The 20,566-nt window shown below is 33.6% G+C and carries 21 protein-coding genes and 2 pseudogenes; 6 read left to right on the top strand and 17 right to left on the bottom strand.

What is annotated here, in order from left to right; genetic code table 11:
• Nucleotides 1-29: 29 nt before the first annotated feature.
• Nucleotides 30-665, bottom strand: coding sequence for a TetR/AcrR family transcriptional regulator (locus tag NLJ82_RS11925; protein WP_001223569.1), 636 nt, complete (start codon nucleotides 663-665; stop codon nucleotides 30-32).
• A 485-nt stretch (nucleotides 666-1,150) separates the two neighbouring features.
• Between NLJ82_RS11925 and NLJ82_RS11920 the strand changes: the two genes are divergently transcribed.
• Together NLJ82_RS11920 and exsF are read left to right on the top strand one after the other, a co-directional pair.
• A complete protein-coding gene (locus tag NLJ82_RS11920; RefSeq protein WP_000033168.1) occupies nucleotides 1,151-1,363 on the top strand; it encodes a hypothetical protein in 213 nt (70 codons plus the stop codon).
• Between the two features lie 586 nt (nucleotides 1,364-1,949).
• The gene (gene exsF / locus NLJ82_RS11915) at nucleotides 1,950-2,453 is read left to right on the top strand and encodes an exosporium protein ExsF (protein ID WP_001257912.1); all 504 of its coding nucleotides are present in this window, start codon (nucleotides 1,950-1,952) and stop codon (nucleotides 2,451-2,453) included.
• 877 nt (nucleotides 2,454-3,330) lie between these two features.
• Here exsF and NLJ82_RS11910 read toward each other — a convergent pair.
• From NLJ82_RS11910 to NLJ82_RS11900, 3 genes are all read right to left on the bottom strand, one after another.
• Nucleotides 3,331-3,591, bottom strand: coding sequence for a hypothetical protein (locus NLJ82_RS11910; RefSeq protein ID WP_001177682.1), 261 nt, complete (start codon nucleotides 3,589-3,591; stop codon nucleotides 3,331-3,333).
• 180 nt (nucleotides 3,592-3,771) lie between these two features.
• On the bottom strand, nucleotides 3,772-5,136 hold the full coding sequence (locus NLJ82_RS11905) for a DEAD/DEAH box helicase (RefSeq protein WP_041185176.1): 1,365 nt from the start codon (nucleotides 5,134-5,136) through the stop codon (nucleotides 3,772-3,774).
• Nucleotides 5,137-5,209: 73 nt separating this feature from the next.
• Entirely contained in the window at nucleotides 5,210-5,479 is a 270-nt protein-coding gene (locus tag NLJ82_RS11900; protein WP_000054541.1) for a hypothetical protein, read from the bottom strand.
• A 22-nt stretch (nucleotides 5,480-5,501) separates the two neighbouring features.
• Here NLJ82_RS11900 and NLJ82_RS11895 point away from each other — a divergent pair.
• Nucleotides 5,502-5,702 (top strand): annotated as a pseudogene (locus tag NLJ82_RS11895) (hypothetical protein); the annotation flags it as partial.
• Nucleotides 5,703-5,746: 44 nt separating this feature from the next.
• Here the strand turns inward: NLJ82_RS11895 and NLJ82_RS11890 are convergent.
• Both NLJ82_RS11890 and NLJ82_RS11885 read right to left on the bottom strand, forming a co-directional pair.
• Nucleotides 5,747-6,433 (bottom strand): MBL fold metallo-hydrolase, encoded by a 687-nt coding sequence (locus NLJ82_RS11890; protein WP_000691148.1) that lies wholly within the window; start codon nucleotides 6,431-6,433, stop codon nucleotides 5,747-5,749.
• A gap of 126 nt (nucleotides 6,434-6,559) precedes the next feature.
• Entirely contained in the window at nucleotides 6,560-6,820 is a 261-nt protein-coding gene (locus NLJ82_RS11885; protein ID WP_000513515.1) for a hypothetical protein, read from the bottom strand.
• Nucleotides 6,821-7,037: 217 nt separating this feature from the next.
• Here NLJ82_RS11885 and NLJ82_RS28760 point away from each other — a divergent pair.
• Together NLJ82_RS28760 and NLJ82_RS11880 are read left to right on the top strand one after the other, a co-directional pair.
• A pseudogene (locus tag NLJ82_RS28760) lies at nucleotides 7,038-7,181 on the top strand (SMI1/KNR4 family protein); the annotation flags it as partial.
• 218 nt (nucleotides 7,182-7,399) lie between these two features.
• On the top strand, nucleotides 7,400-7,729 hold the full coding sequence (locus tag NLJ82_RS11880; protein WP_000415065.1) for a YkvA family protein: 330 nt from the start codon (nucleotides 7,400-7,402) through the stop codon (nucleotides 7,727-7,729).
• Nucleotides 7,730-7,775: 46 nt separating this feature from the next.
• Here NLJ82_RS11880 and tdcB read toward each other — a convergent pair whose 3' ends face one another.
• The 8 genes from tdcB to NLJ82_RS11840 form a co-directional block, all read right to left on the bottom strand.
• On the bottom strand, nucleotides 7,776-8,777 hold the full coding sequence (tdcB, locus tag NLJ82_RS11875; protein WP_000628915.1) for a bifunctional threonine ammonia-lyase/L-serine ammonia-lyase TdcB: 1,002 nt from the start codon (nucleotides 8,775-8,777) through the stop codon (nucleotides 7,776-7,778).
• A 74-nt stretch (nucleotides 8,778-8,851) separates the two neighbouring features.
• Nucleotides 8,852-10,435: an aminotransferase class V-fold PLP-dependent enzyme gene (locus NLJ82_RS11870; RefSeq protein ID WP_000523031.1), complete on the bottom strand. Its 1,584-nt coding sequence runs from the start codon at nucleotides 10,433-10,435 to the stop codon at nucleotides 8,852-8,854.
• 70 nt (nucleotides 10,436-10,505) lie between these two features.
• Nucleotides 10,506-11,054, bottom strand: coding sequence for a glycerol-3-phosphate 1-O-acyltransferase PlsY (plsY, locus tag NLJ82_RS11865; protein ID WP_000610864.1), 549 nt, complete (start codon nucleotides 11,052-11,054; stop codon nucleotides 10,506-10,508).
• Between the two features lie 132 nt (nucleotides 11,055-11,186).
• Nucleotides 11,187-12,086, bottom strand: a complete 900-nt coding sequence (locus NLJ82_RS11860) for a BadF/BadG/BcrA/BcrD ATPase family protein (RefSeq protein ID WP_000876572.1) — start codon at nucleotides 12,084-12,086, stop codon at nucleotides 11,187-11,189.
• A gap of 20 nt (nucleotides 12,087-12,106) precedes the next feature.
• Nucleotides 12,107-13,255, bottom strand: coding sequence for an anhydro-N-acetylmuramic acid kinase AnmK (gene anmK, locus NLJ82_RS11855; RefSeq protein WP_000274987.1), 1,149 nt, complete (start codon nucleotides 13,253-13,255; stop codon nucleotides 12,107-12,109).
• 22 nt (nucleotides 13,256-13,277) lie between these two features.
• Nucleotides 13,278-13,544, bottom strand: a complete 267-nt coding sequence (locus NLJ82_RS11850) for a hypothetical protein (RefSeq protein ID WP_001021970.1) — start codon at nucleotides 13,542-13,544, stop codon at nucleotides 13,278-13,280.
• Between the two features lie 79 nt (nucleotides 13,545-13,623).
• Nucleotides 13,624-14,907: a PTS sugar transporter subunit IIC gene (locus tag NLJ82_RS11845; protein WP_001032281.1), complete on the bottom strand. Its 1,284-nt coding sequence runs from the start codon at nucleotides 14,905-14,907 to the stop codon at nucleotides 13,624-13,626.
• An 11-nt stretch (nucleotides 14,908-14,918) separates the two neighbouring features.
• Complete coding sequence (locus tag NLJ82_RS11840) at nucleotides 14,919-15,224, bottom strand: PTS sugar transporter subunit IIB (protein ID WP_000865889.1); 306 nt, start codon at nucleotides 15,222-15,224, stop codon at nucleotides 14,919-14,921.
• A gap of 227 nt (nucleotides 15,225-15,451) precedes the next feature.
• On the opposite strand from NLJ82_RS11840, the gene NLJ82_RS11835 reads away from it, so the two are divergent.
• Nucleotides 15,452-17,011 (top strand): glycoside hydrolase family 10-like protein, encoded by a 1,560-nt coding sequence (locus NLJ82_RS11835; RefSeq protein WP_000635976.1) that lies wholly within the window; start codon nucleotides 15,452-15,454, stop codon nucleotides 17,009-17,011.
• Between the two features lie 67 nt (nucleotides 17,012-17,078).
• Here the strand turns inward: NLJ82_RS11835 and NLJ82_RS11830 are convergent, their stop codons facing one another.
• The 3 genes from NLJ82_RS11830 to NLJ82_RS11820 form a co-directional block, all read right to left on the bottom strand.
• The gene (locus tag NLJ82_RS11830) at nucleotides 17,079-18,044 is read right to left on the bottom strand and encodes a hypothetical protein (RefSeq protein WP_000380289.1); all 966 of its coding nucleotides are present in this window, start codon (nucleotides 18,042-18,044) and stop codon (nucleotides 17,079-17,081) included.
• Between the two features lie 278 nt (nucleotides 18,045-18,322).
• Nucleotides 18,323-19,156 carry a DUF3974 domain-containing protein gene (locus NLJ82_RS11825; protein ID WP_000008358.1) on the bottom strand — a complete coding sequence of 278 codons (834 nt, stop codon included), beginning with the start codon at nucleotides 19,154-19,156 and terminating at the stop codon, nucleotides 18,323-18,325.
• 24 nt (nucleotides 19,157-19,180) lie between these two features.
• Entirely contained in the window at nucleotides 19,181-20,293 is a 1,113-nt protein-coding gene (locus NLJ82_RS11820) for a toxic anion resistance protein (RefSeq protein WP_000137402.1), read from the bottom strand.
• Between the last annotated feature and the right edge of the window lie 273 nt (nucleotides 20,294-20,566).

Genomic DNA, 20,566 nt, shown 5'->3' with positions numbered 1-20,566 from the left:
TCGGTCTATAATAAACAAACAGAAAAACATTATTTCTGTTTCATTAAAACCTCCATCATATAATCAAAGGATCCTTCTTTCGCTCCAACAGATACTTCCATCATTTTAATATAAGCTTTCGCTCTTCTCATCATTTCTTCTGGCTTCCATTGGAATAAACCTTCATCAAATATCACTTGCGCTGAAGAGAGTAATAATTCAATCGTTTCTTGTGGGTATTGTGTAGAAAATACACCTTCATCGATTCCTTGTTCTAAAATCTCTGCTAAAACAGGAGATAAATGAATAATGGATTGCACTATACTTTTTTGATGCATTTCCGCATTATTTGGTTGATGAAATTGCTCAATCATTTTATCTTTTACATCCCCTGATTTTGGCGATTGCTCCATTAAAACTCGAAATAACTTTTCTAATACTGGGATATTGGGATTAGAGACGATTACTTTCGCTTTAGCAACATCATCTTTAATAATCCTCATAATAATTTCATCCATTACTTCCTCTTTTGACTTAAAATAGTGATAAAAAGTCCCCTTTGCTATCCCTATCTCTTTTAAAATGTCATTTACTGTTGTTTTCGTATAACCTTTCGTAATAAATAAACGTTCAGCCGTTTCTAAAATTTCTTTTCTACGCTCCTCATATTCCTTTACTATTCGCATTCAAGTTCCCCTTCCCATCAGACCGACTGTCGGTCTATTTAAATTATATGCTTAGTTAGTAAAAAGTTTCCTATTATCGTATATATACAACTCCCTACTTTCTATTTCCTTTATAAATTTTTATTTTTCAACGTCCGTTTAATTTGTTTAAAATGTATCTCATGTTTCTTACCGTCACCTTTCATTTGAGGAAAAGAACGATGCCCCCGCTTGATCCTATTTTTCTTGATTCTTCATTCAAACGCACAATACTTTGTAGTTTTTCAGCACCTTTACCACAAATCTACGCATCTCCTTTTCATCGATGACTTCAAAAAATGAAAATTGATTCATACGAAACGGTTTCCCTCTGTTCGATCTATTTACTTATGAATGGATTATTTTGTTAAGTTCCAATATGTAATTTTGCATATTTCATACTTTTAATTTTTGCACATGCGATAATTTATTTATAAAAATATAAATTATTAATAAGGGTGATTTATATGAGCAAGTTCCGAAATAAGATGATTAAATATTTGCAAACATTTTGGGGATGCTTAGCATTTGGTGTATTAATGTTTGCTATCTTCTTAATTATGGATTTAACAGATGCATCTTTAAATACATTAAGCTGGAGAGACTGGCTAGGTTCTGTAGCAAGCGCAGCTATTTTATCTGTTGGGATGTTTACTTTAAATAAATTGGATTTAAAATAAATATTCGGTCAATACTGAATGTAGGCTGTATGCCAACATTCATGTAAAGTATTCTTCTCTGTATCTCCTTGTATTGAGCAGTTAGCTTTTGCTAGCTGCTCTTTTATTTTGATCCAGTCCTTACCTCTTAAAGAAGTCTTTAACTACGCTTTCCCAATAAATACACATATTTATTCCCCTTTACTATAAAATGAAATCTTTATTTTGTTATACGCTTCCATTCGTTCCATATGCATTCTCCCTTTCTCAACTATTAACCGGACAAGCATATATTATTGTATGGAGGAATCCACTCATAAAAATCTACCTTTCTTGTCAAAGAGCATGCTTATATGTATGTTCCTTTTTATTATGTTTCCTTTCATTTCTAAATAGCATTTTCAACTCTATTCATACTATTTTTTCAACTTTAGGTTACAAACTATTTCTGTAAGCGTAGTATCTCCTTTGTACAATAGGCAATTAGTGTTACCCATAACAGTACACTTCTGCACTATTCACTATAAATTTTCATATATTGTATTGTGCTTGTCCAAAACGTGAGGTTGTTACTCACGCAATCTAAATGAAAGAAAGGAGTGAAAATATGCGATCATCTAGTCGTAAGCTCACGAACTTTAATTGTAGAGCACAAGCCCCCAGTACACTACCAGCTCTCGGTTTTGCTTTTAATGCTACTTCACCTCAATTTGCTACACTATTCACGCCACTACTACTACCTAGTACGGGCCCAAATCCAAACATTACTGTCCCTGTAATCAATGATACAATTAGTACAGGAACTGGTATTAGAATTCAAGTAGCTGGTATTTATCAAATCAGTTATACATTAACAATCAGCCTCGATAATGTTCCAGTAGCCCCGGAAGCAGCGCGCTTTTTCTTAACACTAAACTCATCAACTAATATTATTGCAGGATCAGGAACCGCAGTCCGTTCTAATATCATTGGCACTGGTGAAGTAGATGTATCCAGCGGTGTCATTCTAATAAACTTAAACCCTGGTGATTTAATTCAAATTGTACCCGTTGAAGTAATTGGTACAGTAGATATTCGTTCTGCCGCTTTAACAGTTGCACAAATTCGTTAATAAAAACAATATGCTTGGCTAATTAACATTTAATATTCCTTATACACCCCAAAATATATGTTATAGATTTGACACACATTTATATCAAACAAGCATATTTTATTGTATGGTGACTATGTAGTCACACAAATCTAAAGCGTTCATAAGAGCACACTTATATGTGTGCTTTATTTTTTATGAAAATCAAGCTTTAATATAGCTATTCTGTTTTACTTTATACTCATCACTCTTTTGAACATTTACCTTTTTATTGTTATATTTGCTCATTCTTTTTCTACTTTGTTTTACTAATTAGTTGATTAATTTCGCAAACACCATTTATTAAACATTCCATGTTTCTTCACCCCCTGAATATTTTCCAAATAAAAATACATACTATTTTCAAGCCGCCGTGTCCACGGCTAATACTTCTTTCTTTTGTTACAGCAGAAGCAGATAGATTTTTCACTTATCTGCTTTCTCTGTATATTTTTTAGGGAATCGAAAATAATACGAACAAGCTGTTTGAACTAGCAGCTTCACTCTTCTCGCAATGGGGATGCAAATTATCACAATTAGCTAACTCATTGAGCTCACTGGCAGACAACCAAAATCGTTGTCTGCTTTTTGTATGAGATTTTTTGTTTTACATATACTACTTTTGAACCTGCAGACCAATACGAGCCATTTTGGTGCTTGGGATTTCCCTTCCGGGGATAAGTATTTTTTACTTATCCCTTTTTTTGTATAGACACTTATATTTAGGGTAAAACTAATCACAAGCAGATTTTCTGTTTATGCGTAGTTCTAAACAAGATTACTTTTTCTCCTATTAAAGGACAGCAGGTACGACTGCTAGTCCTTTTTCTTATTTCGCATACTATCCCTTCTGTTAACTTCACACTACATTACCTTCATCGCCGTAGTAAGTAACTTCCCAATAAGGATGGCAGTTGTGCATCTCGAGTTCCCATCGAACAAAACTAACAAAGTTACAAATTTCTTTCACCAAATCGGCCAATTCTTTGTTTGCAAAAGATGTTTTTATATCGTTATACCAATTGATTTTTTCATAATTCGTATCATCATCAGAGGAGCTAGTACGAATTGCTTTCTCTCGATTTTTTTCGATTAAATATTGTCCATACGTAAGTTGCACTTGTTCTTGAATTACGACATGGTTGTAATACCCTTGTTCTACTGGTTTTGGACTATAAACTTTCCTTTGTAAGTTTTAAATACGGTGAATGAAATTTCCGTTTTTTCTTGCTATCATCCTTGTTCTATACAAACAAAAAAAGAGCCACAACATTTTGCGACTCTTTACAATTATAACTATTTAACGGCCACGTCTTTGCTGACCTTGCTTTGTACTACCTTTTTTATTACTTGGCTTATTAAATGATCGGTTGTTTTCATTTCTTGAACTATTTCTTGAATCACTTCTTGAGCCATTTCTCGAACCACGTCTTGAATCACTTCTTGAACCTTCACGGCTATCTCTTTGACGATACTCGCCTGATTTCTTCGGAGCCGGCCTTGGTACCGGTTTTCCATTTTCATCTACACGTTTTATCTTCGGTTGTTCGATTATTTCTCTTTGTATTGGTGCACCAAGCGTTTTTTCAATTTCTTCTAAATGTTTTTCATCTTTCGCTGCAACGAACGTAATTGCAAGACCTGATCCACCTGCACGTCCTGTCCGGCCAATGCGGTGAATATAACTTTCTACATCTTCAGGGATATCATAGTTAAATACGTGCGTTACACCATCTACATCAAGTCCACGAGCTGCTACATCCGTTGCGATTAAGTACTGAATTTTTGCTTCGCGGAAACTCTTCATAACTCTTTCACGTTTCGCTTGAGGTATATCACCATGAAGTTCAGCACAATTATAACCTAGTCCTTTTAAATTATCATACAACTTACTTGCTCTAACCTTTGTACGACAGAAAATAACTGCTAAAAATGGCTGATCACGGTCCATAACAAAACGAAGTGCGTCTGGCTTTGCACGATCTGTCGTCTCAATGACACGCTGCTCAATTGTATTTACCGTTACTTCTTCACTTTGTACTTGAATCATTTGTGGCTCATCCATATAACGCTTCGCCAATTTTTTAATATCTTTTGGCATCGTTGCTGAGAATAACATCGTTTGTTTACTATCAGGTGTCTCATCTAAAATATCTTCAATATCATATAAGAAACCGAAATAAAGCATTTGATCCGCTTCATCTAGTACAATCGTTGAAAGATTACTTAAATCAATCGTTTCACGTCGTATATGATCTAATAATCGTCCTGGTGTCGCAACAACTATATGTGTATTTCCTTTTAATTTTCTCAATTGCTGTGCTACATCTTGACCGCCATAAATCGCTAATACATTAATATCTTCTCTTTGCACAAGCATTTTTTTAATTTCAGTTGTAATTTGCAGTGCTAGTTCCCTTGTTGGTGCAACAATTAAAGCCTGAACATCGCTACATTCTGGATCGATTTTTTCTAAAATTGGTAACACAAATGCTAACGTTTTACCCGTTCCTGTTTTCGCCTGCCCAATAATATCTTTACCTGACAGTATAACAGGAATTGCCTGCTCTTGAATTGGGGTTGCTTCTGTAATTCCATTTTCACGTAATGTATGATTAAACGTTTCACTAATTCCTAATTCTAAAAAGTTTTTCACATTGACCACTTCTTTTCCTTATTTTTCACATTAGCTTTCATTGTACCATTTGTTTCCCCAAATATGAAAAATAAAAAAATTCTTATCTTCTTTTTTTATATTCATCATGTACTAGTTGGACAAGTTCTTTTTGTTTTTTCTCAGAATTTATTAATGCTTCCATGTTAGCAGAAGACAAAATGAACTTCTTAACTTTTCTATTACTCCAAATTAATCTTGTATACTTTGTATCTTCGTGTAACTTTCGAAACCACTCAAATTCGCTTAATTTGGCAATATGATGTTTTAATTTCATGTCATTTCGAGGATAAAATGTAATTATATCCATTATTACATCAAACAATAAACTCATCTTCTCCCCTCCAATACATATATTTCAATGTTATAGGGGAGCTAAGCTCTACAGCTTAAAAAATAATATAAAAGCATTATATAATCCTCATTTTGATTCAGCATATGAACTTATCTTTCAGAAGAATGGTTTTCAATATATACTTGCAGTTGGTAACAAACGCTATATACAAGGAAAATATAACGTAAAGGCTTTAATTCAAATTGCAGAATCTATGAATTAAAAAACCGATCTTTTCTATATAAGAAAGATCGATTTTTTATTATTTTATATATTGACTTTCCCTCCATGATAGCAATAATACTTTACAGCTTTAAGGTCTTTAATCCTCTTTAAAGACTCTTCCGCTTTTTCTATATCTAAACAAAAATTCGGATTAGCTATTACTAATTCACCATTATCTTGAACGGCTGCATCTCCTGTAATTACACTGTGTAAGTCCGGAAAATATAATGAAATATGTCCCGAAGTATGTCCTGGGGTCGCTACTATTTGACATTGACCATTCAAAATCATTTGATCATTATGTACTTTTTCATCGACGGAAATATGTCTTATATTTTTTAACTGTTGTATAAACCATTTACCAAATTCTTTTTCTTCATTTGGCATATGTTCTAACATTTCTTCTGCTTGAACTAATCTCTCTGATTTTCTATCACCATTAATGTAGCTGGATTCAATTTCACTCGCAATAATATTAACTTGAGGATATTTCACTTTGAAATCATATAAAGCCCCTATATGATCGTCATCATAATGAGTAATAATTATATTTTTTAAGTTTTTCATCTTGTATCCATGTTTTAAAATTGCCTCTTCAATTAAAGGTGAAAAATTCATATACCCTGTATCTACTAAAGTTAATTCATCGTTTACTATTATTAAACTTGGAAAAATACATTGTTTTTTCCCGTTAAATTCGAATTCAATTGGTAGTTCTATTATCTTCATTTTTCTTCCCCCATACCGCTTAATAAATGTTTAATAAATTAAATCATCTACATACATTTCTTTCAAATTCACGTTTAATGTGTACATTCTATATAACAAAAAAAGCATCCGTTATGAATGCTTTCCTTATCTTACCTGCTCAACTACATAAATTAACTTAGGCCTATCCGAAACCTGATATGTATAGTCTTCATTTTTATGCATATATGTTTCTACCCTATTTATCACTTCAAACATTCTGTCTGAATTCGCACTGAAACGAGATACTGAATCACATAAAACTATTGAACCTTTCTTGTAAAAATTAATAATTTCATAAATATCTCGTTCTAAACAAACTTCCCCTACTTGCAAATCCTCTTTCGCTTCATAGTTATAAATTCCCATTCCCATCTTCCCCTCAAATTGTATTTTTTTCTTACAATATCCCCTTGTTACATAAATAATACCACGATAAAATTCTAAAACTCAAACTCATCGGCTTCATCTGAGAAAATAAAAAGCCATCACCGAAGTGACTACTTTCAAGAAGATGGGAGAAAAGAGAGGAAAAAATAATTCAAAACAAAGTAACACCTGAAATGCTAGATGAAGCAGCTAATCGATTAATAACAGAATCACATTAGAAGCTTATGAATCACCAGCGAGTAAAGGGGCTATTCAAGAATTACTAAATTTCTCATCAATAGATTATTTAGAAGTAATTCAACATTGTACGAATGCAGAGATTAATGTAAAAAATGAACTTTAATACGCATTACCACAAAACGTTATCTACGTAGTACCTTTACTTGGAACGAACATATACACTGTGAGTCGTTACATAAACAACATTCTATTATTTTGAACAGGTAATTCCCTATTTTTATTGAAATATACATTAAGAAAAACTATAAAATTGATTAGTCTCTCACTTCTTTGTCTATCCTTTTAAAAAATCTATTTTTTTGTAAAAGGAGTTTTTATATGGAGAAACAGACACTTTGGAAAAAATTTAAGAAAAGCTCAGCAGATCTCGGTAAATCTAGCGTATATGAAAGTATTATTTTATATTACACAATGAGAAAAAAAGGGTTACCTACTAAAGCGAAGTTCATCATATTAGCCGCTCTATCCTATTACGTATTAACAATCGACTTTATTCCAGATATAGCTGCTATTATTGGGATTGGCTTATTAGATGATGTTTTGGCGATCGCTGTAGCTCATAAATACGTGATGCGCCATGCAGACGCTGAAATTCGAGAAAAGAGCAAAGTAAAAATGGAGTCATTATTTACTCCCGCACAAACATAATGAAAAAGGAGCTAATATAATATTACTTAGCTCCTTTTTCATGAAACTATTTCACTTCATTCGCCACAAAAAATTGTTCACAAACACTCGATATACGCTGTAAGTCTACGTTCCCACCAGATATAACTGCTACTACTTTTTTTTCTTTAATATATGTATCCACTTTCCCTGCAAGTAGAGCAGCAGTAGCTAATGCGCCTGCACCTTCTACAACAGCTTTCCCGCGTTGTAATAAGTCTTTCATCGCTACTTCCAGCTCTTTTTCTGATACTGTTACAATATCATCTACTAATTCTTTTACAACTTCAAAAGTTAAATTGCCTGGTACTTTTACCGCGCAACCATCTGCTATAGTAGGTGCCTTATAATGTTCTATAATTGTACCTTTGTCATAAGATGCCTTCATCCCATGAACATTATCTGCTTGGACACCAATTATATGAATCGACGGATTAAAAGATTTTAATGCAACAGCAATACCAGAAATAATTCCTCCCCCGCCAATTGGTACAATGATAGTATCAACATCCCACATATCGTCAAGAATATCTAATCCTATTGTACCTTGACCTGCCATTACTTCTACATCGTCATATGGATGTAAGTATGTTTCACCTGTTTCCCTAATAATCTCCTCACATTTTGCCTTCGCATCATCAAAGGTTTCACCATGTAAAACTACTTCAGATCCATATCCTTTAGTCGCATCAACTTTCGCCTGCGGTGCAGAAATCGGCATAACGATTTTACTCTTAATACCAAGTAAATGAGCAGATAAAGCAATTCCTTGCGCATGATTACCAGCAGAACAAGCAATTACTCCTCTTTCTTTTTCTTGATCTGTAAGCTGTGACATTTTGTTAAACGCACCACGGAATTTAAACGAACCTGTTAATTGCATATTTTCTAATTTCAAGTGAATTTCTCCACCTGTTTTACTAGTCAAATAAAATGATTTTACTAATGGCGTTTTACGAACATTTCTGTCCAAAATAGTTTGAGCTTTTTTAATATCGTCTATATGCAATGGTAGTTTTTTAGTTATCATACTAACACCTCTTCCAATGTTCTCTTCCTAAGTTTTCGTAAGTCGCAGCTCCTTTATTCGAAATGAAAAAGTCTTTATATATGTACCCCACTCTGTAATACATACATCTGCAAACAATTTAACATCCTCTTCATATCACGTTCTTTATAATGATTTAAGCATGCAATTTGGATCCAATTATTCTTTCGTAAATACGCTGATTCATAATGAACAATATATCCTTGTAACGCTAACGCATCACCGACCGCTTTAGAAGAAAGACCTCCATTTAATTGAATCGTAAGTATAATTGGCGCGGCATATTCTTTAGGTGAAACAAGTTTTAACCCTATACTAGTAATAGCTTTTTCCATATAATCATATGTCTCTTTAATTTTTACAAATGCTTTTTCATCTTCAAATTTCTTCAACGCTTCTTGCAGTGCATAAATTAAATTCCATGAATGAGAATACGGAATACTTTCATTTTCTTCGTACATACCAATGTCCATATAGGCTGGTAATGTCTCGTTTACTTTTACATTGTGATTATAAAAAACGAAAGATAATCCAGTAAACGATTTCATTGCTTTTCCGCTAACACCGCTTGCAAAATATACATCCTTTAGATCTATCGGTATTGCTCCAATCGAACTGATACAATCTACACAAAGTTTCATTTCGTACTTGTTACAAAAGGTGTTCAGCTCATCTAAATCATTTAACATTCCAGTTGATGTTTCATGGTGAACAAACCAAAGCCATTCATAATGTCCAGCTCCCATTATTTTTTCCAATTCTGTATAGATAAACGGTTCTCCTATTTCTTTTTTATACGTATCAAAATGTAACTCTGCACGTGTTGCATGCCCGACTAATCTATTACCAAATTCCCCATTTATTAATACGAGCCCCTTTCCTTTTAAAGAACGTAACTGTAAAGCAATGGCATCATTCGCTAATGTCCCTGTTCCTAACATGATTTGCACACGTTTTGCTTTTGTCATTTGAAGTAATCGTTTCTTTACATTATCCATCGTCACTTGAAATGACTTAGAACGATGTGAAATAGGCTTAGTAGAAAATGCCTTTCGAACATTCTCTTCAATATCTACTGGGCCAGGTAAAAATGTATATTCTTTCGTCATAATACCCCCAACACTCGACGCTTCAAACATAGCAGGGGTAACATACATGGGCTGGAAGGCTGCTTCTTCTGTACCAACTAACGTATGGAATGGTTTGAATCCCATTTGTTCATATAAAGGTAGTTCACGTGTTGTCGCAGAAATGAGCGCCAATTCATATCCATTTAGAAGCAAATAACGATGTAGAAAGCGAATTAAACCTAACAATGCTCTTCCATTTCGATATTCACGTTCTACTGAAAGTAAACGAATTTCATATACATTACCCCCATGTTTTTCCAAATGAAAATCTAAGTTTGAAATTTTATAATCTAATGAGAATGGTCGTTTTCCTCGCAATGCAACCATACCTACTAACTTATCGTCATCTAAACAAATTAAATATGTATTTTCTTCATGAAAACGATCTATACGAACACGCTCTTTCGTTTCTTCATGTTGCGGAATTTCTTCTACAAATGTTTTATAATTCAGTTTATGTATACTGTCAAATTCCCAATCTTGATCAGCAACTTTATAAATTAACCCCATGCCCTATCTCCTTTATCTATTTAATAAAAAATGATAAGTGGAGATTAACCCCACTTATTAAATGTTTATTTCATTCGCGATTTACATATAAAATAAGTACAATGATGAGTGCACTTAAAATAGTCGTAACAATTGAGTAAGAATACAAAATCATGCAAACTGGGAAACAAGCGATTGTAATTAACCCTGGCTTAGTAAATCCTTTAAAGATTAAATAAAATATAATGAAAACTGCAACAAGGGTAAGCGCTATCAAATAATTAAATGCGATTAATCCTCCGATAAATGTTGAAATACCTTTACCGCCCTTACCTTTAAATAAAACTGGATAAATATGTCCAATTATTACAGCCAATAATGTTAGCATTACAAATGTAGAATCTTCAAAAAGGTATTTTGCCATAGAAACAACGATTGCCCCTTTGATCGCATCGCCTAAAAATGTAGCGACGAAATACCCTTTTCCATACACACGGCCCATGTTTCTTGCACCAGGATTACCACTTCCTTCATCACGAATATCAACGCTATGTCTCCATTTCGTTACTATATAAGCGGTCAATATGTTTCCAAATAAATAAGAAGCGACCAAATACAAAAATTGCATACTATTAATCATGTAATCATTCACTTTCTACGTAGGAGTACTTATACAATATTCAAGAACTATGTATATTGTACGTTTCTATCCACATCCCTTTATACATTTTAACATCATATATTTACAAATCATACAAAAATTCTCATACAGCTATTTTTTAAAATATGTATTTTTCATTAAATAATATGTTCCTTTCACTGCAGATTGTGATTGTGATATAAATGTAACTTTTCCTATGCTTTTCTCACAGCATTTCTTAAATTCATCATATATTTCAGGAACGAAACGCAATATGCTACCACTTACTGCAATGGAAGCTGATAAATCAAACTGCATCTTGTTATAAACATCTATTGTAATCCTTGCTAATTCCTTTCCAGCTTGCATCATAATTTCATGTGCAGCATCATTCCCATTTCTAGCTTCCCGAACAACGAATGGTGCGATTGCTGCAACTTTATCTTTTGAAGAACTATAAACTAGCCTTTTTATATGAGACGATGTTAATAATTGAAACTCATCTTGAATCCTTAAGCTTAATGGACAAAGTCTAACTCCTTGATCCAATTGATTTACCATTCTCTTTAAAGCTTGTAATGCAATCCAATATCCGCTTCCTTCATCTCCTAAAATATGTCCCCATCCACCGCTATACTCATGTACTTCTCCTTTTCTCCCTAGACAAATCGTACCTGTGCCACCAATCGTTAAAATTCCATCCTTTCCTTCTAAAGCGGCTGCATGTGCTATCATTGCGTCATTAAAAACTTCAATTTGTATTCCATACTTCTTTTTTAGACGTAATGTTAATTCATTTATATTTGCTCCGCTTATACCTGCTAATCCTAAACAAATACAAACACAATGCTCTTTCACTACACTTATCTGGCAATGATCAATCGCTTCCATAATATGCACAAGAGCTTCTTCAAAATCTATTAATATGTTTCCAAATCCACTAGTAGCTCTTACAAGTTCATTTCCGTCTTTATCAAATGCAATTGCTTCTGTCTTCGTTCCCCCGCCATCTATTCCAATCATATACTTCATATACGTTCTCCTCATTTTCTTCATATTGAAGGGTACGTTACATTCCCTAAAACTACAGATTTCTTTGCACCTGTTGCACTCGGCACATTACTCGGATTACGATGATACGTTTCGTTTGCTAAAATGGCAAAGGCGATTGCTTCTTTCGCCTCTGAAGAATAGCCTATATCTTCTTGAATGAATATTGTACATTTTTCATCCTTCAATCCATACCGTATCATTTCAACAAGTGTGTCATTATAACTGCCGCCACCGCCTAAAATTACCTCATCAATTTCATAATACGGCAGAATAAACCCCTTATAATGATGAACAATTGAACTTGCTGTAAACATCGTGACAGTCGTTAATATATTTTCTTTACTATACTTTTCATACCGCTTCAATAACTGACTTACAAACTCTTCACCAAACTGTTCTCTACCAGTTGATTTCGGTGGATTCATTTTCAAAAATGGATGATTCATACAATATGTCAAAATTTCATCTACAACTTCACCCTGTTCTGCAATTTCACCATTTTGATCATATGGCAACTGAAATAACCTTTGACATACTTCATCAATTATCATATTACCCGGACCAGTATCAAAAGCTATAACGTTCTGATCACTTTTTTGACTTGGTATTACTGTAACATTACCAATCCCACCAATATTTTGTAGTAGTCTATTTTTACTTGGGTCACGATACAAAATAACTTCTGAATATGGTACAAGTGGTGCACCTTGTCCTCCTGCTGCCATGTCCATCGTTCGGAAATTTGAGATAACCGTCGTGTTCGTGTCATACGCTATTACTGCAGGCTCCCCAATTTGCAATGTGGAAGCTATCATATTCCCTTCTGGCTTTGGCTGATGGTAAATCGTTTGTCCGTGAGAACCTATCAAATCTAATTGTTCCAAAGAAAAATTGGCCTCTTTACAAACTTCTTTTACAGCGTTGGCGAAACATAAACCTAACTTAAAATTTAAACTACATATGAGTTGGACATTTGAATTTTCTATTGATAATGCTTGTTGTATTTCACTTTTTATATCATTACGAAATGGAACTGTAGTAAAATGGATGAGTTTAACCTTAGAATCTACACCACTCCCTTCTATACGAACGAGCGCTACATCTATTCCATCTAATGACGTACCGGACATTACACCTGCAATATACATAACATGCGTGACCTCCTATTTATTAAAAAACAATCATGTAAGTTACAAACGTACAACCGATCGAAAAGAATATAAATCTAAAAAACAACTGAGCTTTCGATGCAAACGATCCATCAATGAAAGAAACAACTACTGTAAGCAAAATGCTTGCCGCAATGCTTGTAACAAGCCATATACTATGCATTTGTGATAGATGTAGCATTCTTAATAAAGGCACAAAAAGTAAATTCGCACATATCACTCCAAATAATAATAAAAATACACCTTTATAACTAAATTTTATATTCATTCCATTTCATCCTCTCTGGACTTCATGTGAAAGAAGTGATAGGCAAAATACCTATCACTCATAAATTAAAGCATAAAGATTATGGATTAACAGATTCGCCTTCACCATTCTTCTCAATTTCAAGCATATTTTTGTCGTACATTTTAAAGAATGGTAAATATATAAGGAACGATATTGCTATATTTATAAAAACTAATACAATCGCACGCCAATCCCCACCTGTTGCTAAATAAGCACCAATTGGAGCAGGTAATGTCCATGGCGGCATAATATGCGTTGGTGTTACAAATCCCATTGCAGTTGCAGAATATGCAACAGTTGCCGTTACAAGTGGTGTAATGATAAATGGGATAATTAAAATTGGATTTAGTACAATCGGCAAGCCGAATATGACTGGCTCATTTATATTAAAAATACCCGGAACAATACAAGTTCTTGATAATGCTTTCGAATATTTTGATCGACCAAATACAATCATAGCTAATACAAGCCCTAATGTCGCACCAGAACCGCCAATCCATATAAACCATTGATATAACGGCTCTGGTGAAATAAATGGCAACTGATCTGCTCCACTAGCAACTGCTTCCCCATTTTTCCCTAGATATACTTCCCATAATGGCCGAGCAACAGTTCCAACAACCGACACACCATGGATTCCGAATGACCAAAAAAACGTAATTAAAAACACTGGAATCATTACACCGAAGTAACTATCGCCAGCTTTTACTAATGGTGCTGCTAGTTTATCAACAACATGGTGTAAATCAATGCTAAAAACGACAGTTACTAGACTCATAATAATAATAACGAATGCAGCAGGTATAAGTGCTTCAAACGAACGCGACACAGATGGCGGTACTTGTTCTGGCATTTTAATCATTACATTTTTCTTCTTACAAAACCTTAAAATCTCTACGGATAAAATAGAAACAATCATCGTCACGAATAATCCATGACCTCCAAGATTTGTCATCGGAAGCATAAATCCTTTTTTATCAATTAATTCGGGGGTTAATGTTAATAGCAGTGAACATACTGCAAGCTGTGCTCCTGATAAAGCATCTAACTTATAACTCTTCGCTAGATTATATCCTATTCCAAATGCTATATATAAAGACATAATAAACATCGTTAACCGATATGGTATTAATATACTTGTTTGATTTTTTAATGCCCAAACTGATATGAAACTATCTTTCGGTAATGGTGGAAATGCTACGATTAAAAAGAAACTTCCTACGATAATAAATGGTAATGCTGAAATAACTCCATCACGGATTGCTTGTAAATGCCTTTGTTCAGAAAGCCTTGCCATCGGTCCAGATAAGTTTTTATCAAGAAACGTGACAAACTTATTCATAACACTTCCCCCTAACGAATTAAATCATTTACAGTTTTTAATAAAGTTGGTCCACCAAGCGGCGTATATGCTTGCGGTGGTATGATACCGCATGGAATAGATTCCTCTTCTGCAAATTTTTTTACAGAGTCAAATCGATGTCTTACTTGTGGTGCAACCATTACAACATCCCAACCATTTTTTACTTCTTCTTCCACCTCACTTGTTCCAATCGCATGCACTTCCATGTTCATACCCTTTTTCTCCGCCTCTTTTTTTAAAGCGTTTACAACAATTGCACTGGACATTCCTCCAGAACAAACGAACAAAACCTTCATTTATGAATCCTCCTATACTTATAATTTACTACCCTTCAAATGAAAGGAAGTTTCACTTTACTAACAAGCATATGAAGTAGTAAATGAATTTAGTTATAATGAAAGTAAATTTCACCAAAAATATTTTTCCTATTAAATTAATGTTTCAATATGCAATTTTCTCTATTGCAAGGCCAACCTCACCTCGAATATTATTTTAGATAATCATATGATAGGGAGGCGTATACATGATCGTTAAACGTTTGTTTATGATATGCTGCATCGTCATCTTGTTCATCCCTTTCTCTTTCATTTCCCCTCACTCTACTTATGCTGAAGTAAATACTACGTACAAAAAACACGAATTACGTGCTGTATGGATCGCATCTGTTCTTAATATTGATTGGCCTTCAAAAACTGGCTTACCAATTGAAAATCAAAAACAAGAATTTATTGAATTATTAGACGATGTAAAAAACACTGGTATGAATGCAGTCATTGTACAAATAAAACCAACCGCTGATGCCTTTTACCCTTCAAATTATGGTCCTTGGTCTGAGTACATTACGGGTATACAAGGAAAAGATCCCGGATACGACCCACTAGCATTTATGATTGAAGAAGCACATAAAAGAAATATAGAATTCCACGCATGGATTAATCCATACCGAATAACGATGAATCACACTGATATAAATCGATTATCAAATAATCACCCTGCAAGACAGCACCCGGATTGGGTTGTACCTTATGGCGGAAAATTATATTACAACCCCGGTATTCCAGAAGTAAAAAAGTTTATAACTGAAGGTGCTTTAGAAATCGTACAAAATTACGATATTGATGCGTTACATATGGATGATTATTTTTATCCATATAAAGTAGCGGGCGAACAATTCCCCGATCAAAAAACGTATGAAACATATAATAACGGTAGATTTACAAATATAGAAGATTGGCGACGTGACAACGTAAATGAGCTTGTAAAAGATTTAAATGCTACTATCAAACAAGAAAAATCATACGTAAAGTTTGGCATTAGCCCATTTGGCGTATGGCGAAATATAGCTGATGATCCGACTGGCTCAAACACAACTGCCGGCCAAAGAAACTTTGATGATCTTTATGCTGATACACGTGAGTGGATACAAAAAGGTTACATTGACTACATCACACCGCAAATATATTGGAATATAGGTTTCACTCCTGCTGCGTATGACATATTAGTAGATTGGTGGGTAAAAGAAACAAATAATAAACCGATCCACCTATACATCGGTCAGGCGGCCTATAAAATTAATAATAATTCTGTCCCAGCTTGGTCTGATCCAGAAGAATACCCAAGACAAATTGAATTAAATCGGTTATATCCTGAAATAAAAGGTAGTATGCATTTTAGCTTGAAAGATATTAATAACAATCCACTAGGAATTAAAGATAGACTCTCAAAAGACATATATAAATATTCTGCATTAATCCCCTCTATGCCTTGGCTTGATCATGATCCACCAAAACAACCGACTTTAAAAGGTGCTATTCCAAGAGATGAAGGTATTGCTGTAGGTATCGTTGATAATAGAGAGAATGACTCTGCTTATTACGCCATTTATCGCGCGAATGGAAAAAATGAAGTGGATATACAAAATCCGAAAAATTTACTTACTACTGTAAGAAAAACAAAACTTGGAGAAATTTATGTAGATAAAGCAGTTATTTCTGGTGAGACGTATACGTATGTAGTAACTGCAGTTGATCGATTGCATAATGAAAGTGTTGCTTCTAGTAAGGCCACTGTAAAAGCAAAATAATATACAACAAAAAACTACCTATTCATAAAAGAATAGGTAGTTTTCATACTATCATTTAAATACTAAACTACATAATTTCTTTTAATAAAGTGTTAGCACTTTTAAGTATTTCTCCGCCATCATTCATTAAATTCGTAGCTTTTTGCATTTTATTTGTGTTTCCTTCATCTAAAGCTTCTGGAGTTAATTTCGCAGATTGATTAAATTTCTCTAAAGCCTGCATATATAAACTATTAACTTCTTTAAATTTATCAGGCACCGGAACATTCGGTGGATTTTCAGTTACATCTTGTAACATGATTAAGCTAGCAGCTAATTTAATCGTCCATTCTTCATTCCCGATCTTATTATTAATTAATAGATTCCCCGTCTGATTTAAAGAATCTGTAAGCTTTTTACTATGAGTAGCATATGCTGATCTATAATTTGATTCCAACACTTTTTGTTGTGTTTCTGCCTTGCGTGCCTCCGCTTCAGCTTTCTTTTTCACTTCCTCTTCTTGCTTACGTTGCTCTTCTTCTTCTGCTTTTTTCTTTGCTTCCTCTTCTTGCTTACGTTGCTCTTCTTCTGCCTTTTTCTTTGCTTCCTCTGCTTTTAACCTATCTGTTTCTTCCTTTTGTTTAATCTTCTTTTCTTCCTCTGCTTTTTCGGCTGCTTCTTTTTCAGCTTTTTCTTTTTCCTTTGCCTCAACTGCTAATTTTTTCTCTTGTTCTTTTTTCGTCTTTTCAGCATTTTTTTCTTCTTCTAGTTTTTCTTTTTCCGATTTCTTTTCCTCTTCTTTTTTAGCTGCTAATTGCTTCTTTTCTTCTGCTTTCTTATCCATTTCAGCTTGTTGTTCCGCAGTTATTGGATAAAAGATATGACTTAAGGTTAATGAAACTATAAATACCGATAAACATGAACCAAAAATAATAGCAATTTTTTTCAAGCGTGAACGATATTTCTTTATAACTAACGTCCCTATCATCCCAATAAAAAACACTATTGCTCCAATTAAAGCAATCATCCCAATAAACATTAACAAAGTATCCACTATTTAAATATACTCCTCTACCTATGTATTTCATAAGATCCAAACTAGTTATCTATACATGTTTTTTGGATATTTTTATATAAAAACACTTGCTTTTGGAATCTTACATTTTCAACATTTGTCAGTATAGCAATAATAATATCATAATAAAAGCTTTTTACTTACTTATTAATACTTCAACTAATTCCGCAATTTCTGATTAAACTATAATTTTTATCAAAATAAAAAGAGATCCCTCAAAAAAGCTATATTTATCAGCTTTTTTAAGGAAATCTCTCTTACTTATTTTTAAACTTCTCAGTCGCTGCTCTCATCTTCACATTCAAATCGTGATCAATCGAGTCACGAATATCCCGCTCTACTACTTCCATTTCTTTTTGGAAATTTTGTAAGTAGATTTTCAATTCTTCTTCTTTTTCGGGACGTTGTGATGGTGGTAGTTGCACCACTAAAGATAACATCGCTATTAAATCTTTCATTAAGAACGTTTCAAGTTTATGTTGTTGTTCAAACATACGTTGCTCTTGATAGTATGGCAGTGCATTTAATACTGAAATTGTAATATCATCAACTGTTTTTTGTAATGAAGGATTTATTGAGCGTTTATACGCTTGAATTGTATTTAATGCATCTGGATATCGATCATAAAAATACAATTTATAAAACGATAAATCTGTCGGTTTTACTGTTTGCTGCGTTTCTTGTCTTAAAAAATCTTTTACTTTCATCGCTGCTACATCAATATCTTCATTAGTAAGCTTTTTCGTCGTTTTTGCCATTACATGTACTTTTTTCTGTTTTTCTTTCGGTAACATTGAGAATACTTGCTCTCTCGTACGTTGACCTGATGCACAGAAAAGCGTATTTAATATATGTTGTTCTTTTTTTCCTTCCGTACGAATCCAACGATAAAAGAGTGGATGTTGTGTAAATTCTTGTAGAAACGGTAATGATTTATTCGATAACTTATCTAAAGAATCGTGTGCTCTTTTATATGGCTTCGTCCACGAAAAATACAGTTTACGTCCGAAATATACAACTAAAACAACGACAGTAAATGCGATTAAAAACAATGTACCGAGTAGTAATAATACAGTTTGAATAAAACTCATTTTTTCACCTCCTCTAAAAGTCTGCTATTTTCTTGGGCGCTGAATGAGTTTTTGTTTCATTTCATCATTAAATGTGTCCAGTTCAATAACAAACTTTTTACTTGACTCGATAATACGTTCTGACGATTTTTCAGAAGCTTCAATTGCAGCAAATACGTTTTGGAATGATTCACGTAATTTATCCATGCTAATTGCAGGATTTTCAAGTAATTTCGTTGTTTCTTCTGTATTTTGTTTTAATGCCTGAGAATTACTTAATACCATAGACTCAATTGCTTCATTTGTTGCATTCACTGCATCAATTGTTTTACGCTGATTTGTTAATGCTAACTGGATAGCAGCAGAAACTGTTACAACGTTTTGCGTCATCGTAATTGCATTACGAATTGCCTCTGTTAACTTTTCATTATTTTTCTTAATAATGTCTACTGATGCGATAGATTGTAATAACACACTTTTCGCTTGCTGCATATTGCGCGTACGCACTAAAATCTTTTCTAATGCATCATTAATTAATGGAATATCCCTTTGACGTTCTGGATTTTGTTTCTCAGCTTCCAGCATGCCAGCAAGTTTTTTCCCTAAGTATACTTGCTTATCAAGCGCATGAATTTTATCGTGTGATTGCTCTTTAAGCATTTCAAGACCGACTGTATCTTCTTGTAAATTATCACGACCAATTAGAAGCGATCTTATAATCTCCTCAATTTGCTTATCTATAGATTGATATTTATGCACGTATGTTTCAAGTGGATTTTTCTTGAATACTTTAAACATAATTTTTTTCATACCACTTGCTTTTAATGAATTCGGATCAAGCTCTGATACCACTTTTCGTAACTCTAACAATGTATTTGGAATTTCTTCGTTCTTTCCATTCATCATCGCTGTGACAGGACGTTTTAATGCTGATAACGTTTGTCCTGCTGCTTGTTGCTCTTTATCCCCTAAATCTCCTAGCTGAGACAATACTTTCGATAAATCTGTATTTTGCTCGCTATTTAATTTTTGTACATAAAGATCGGCTTCTTTATTTAATTCATCAAGTTCTTCATCTTTTATAACTGTATCAACTACTACTTCTACATTATTATCTTTCACAATTGATACGGGTTCTTTTTTCTCGAGTTCAGTCAACAAAATCGCTCCTTTATTTATATGTGCGAATTTATGTGCACTATATTTCATCTAATATATTGTATTTCATGTGCAAACAGCCTATATGAAATCAATTTTCAAGAAATACCTGCTTATGCATTCATTCCCTGTTTCTTACTATAAGTATACCTGTAAACAACATAATTTTCCTCAGACTTAAGACCTAGAGACCGACATGCTGAAGGCGGATTCTTCGTATGTCACATATATAAATTACGTCCTTCCCATCCTACTGTACTCAATCTTTTGACA

Source organism: Bacillus paranthracis, from assembly GCF_024296885.1.
In the GTDB taxonomy this organism is placed as follows: domain Bacteria; phylum Bacillota; class Bacilli; order Bacillales; family Bacillaceae_G; genus Bacillus_A; species Bacillus_A paranthracis.
The sequence above is the reverse complement of the archived record's forward strand: the minus strand, read 5'-3'. Positions and strand labels throughout refer to the sequence as shown.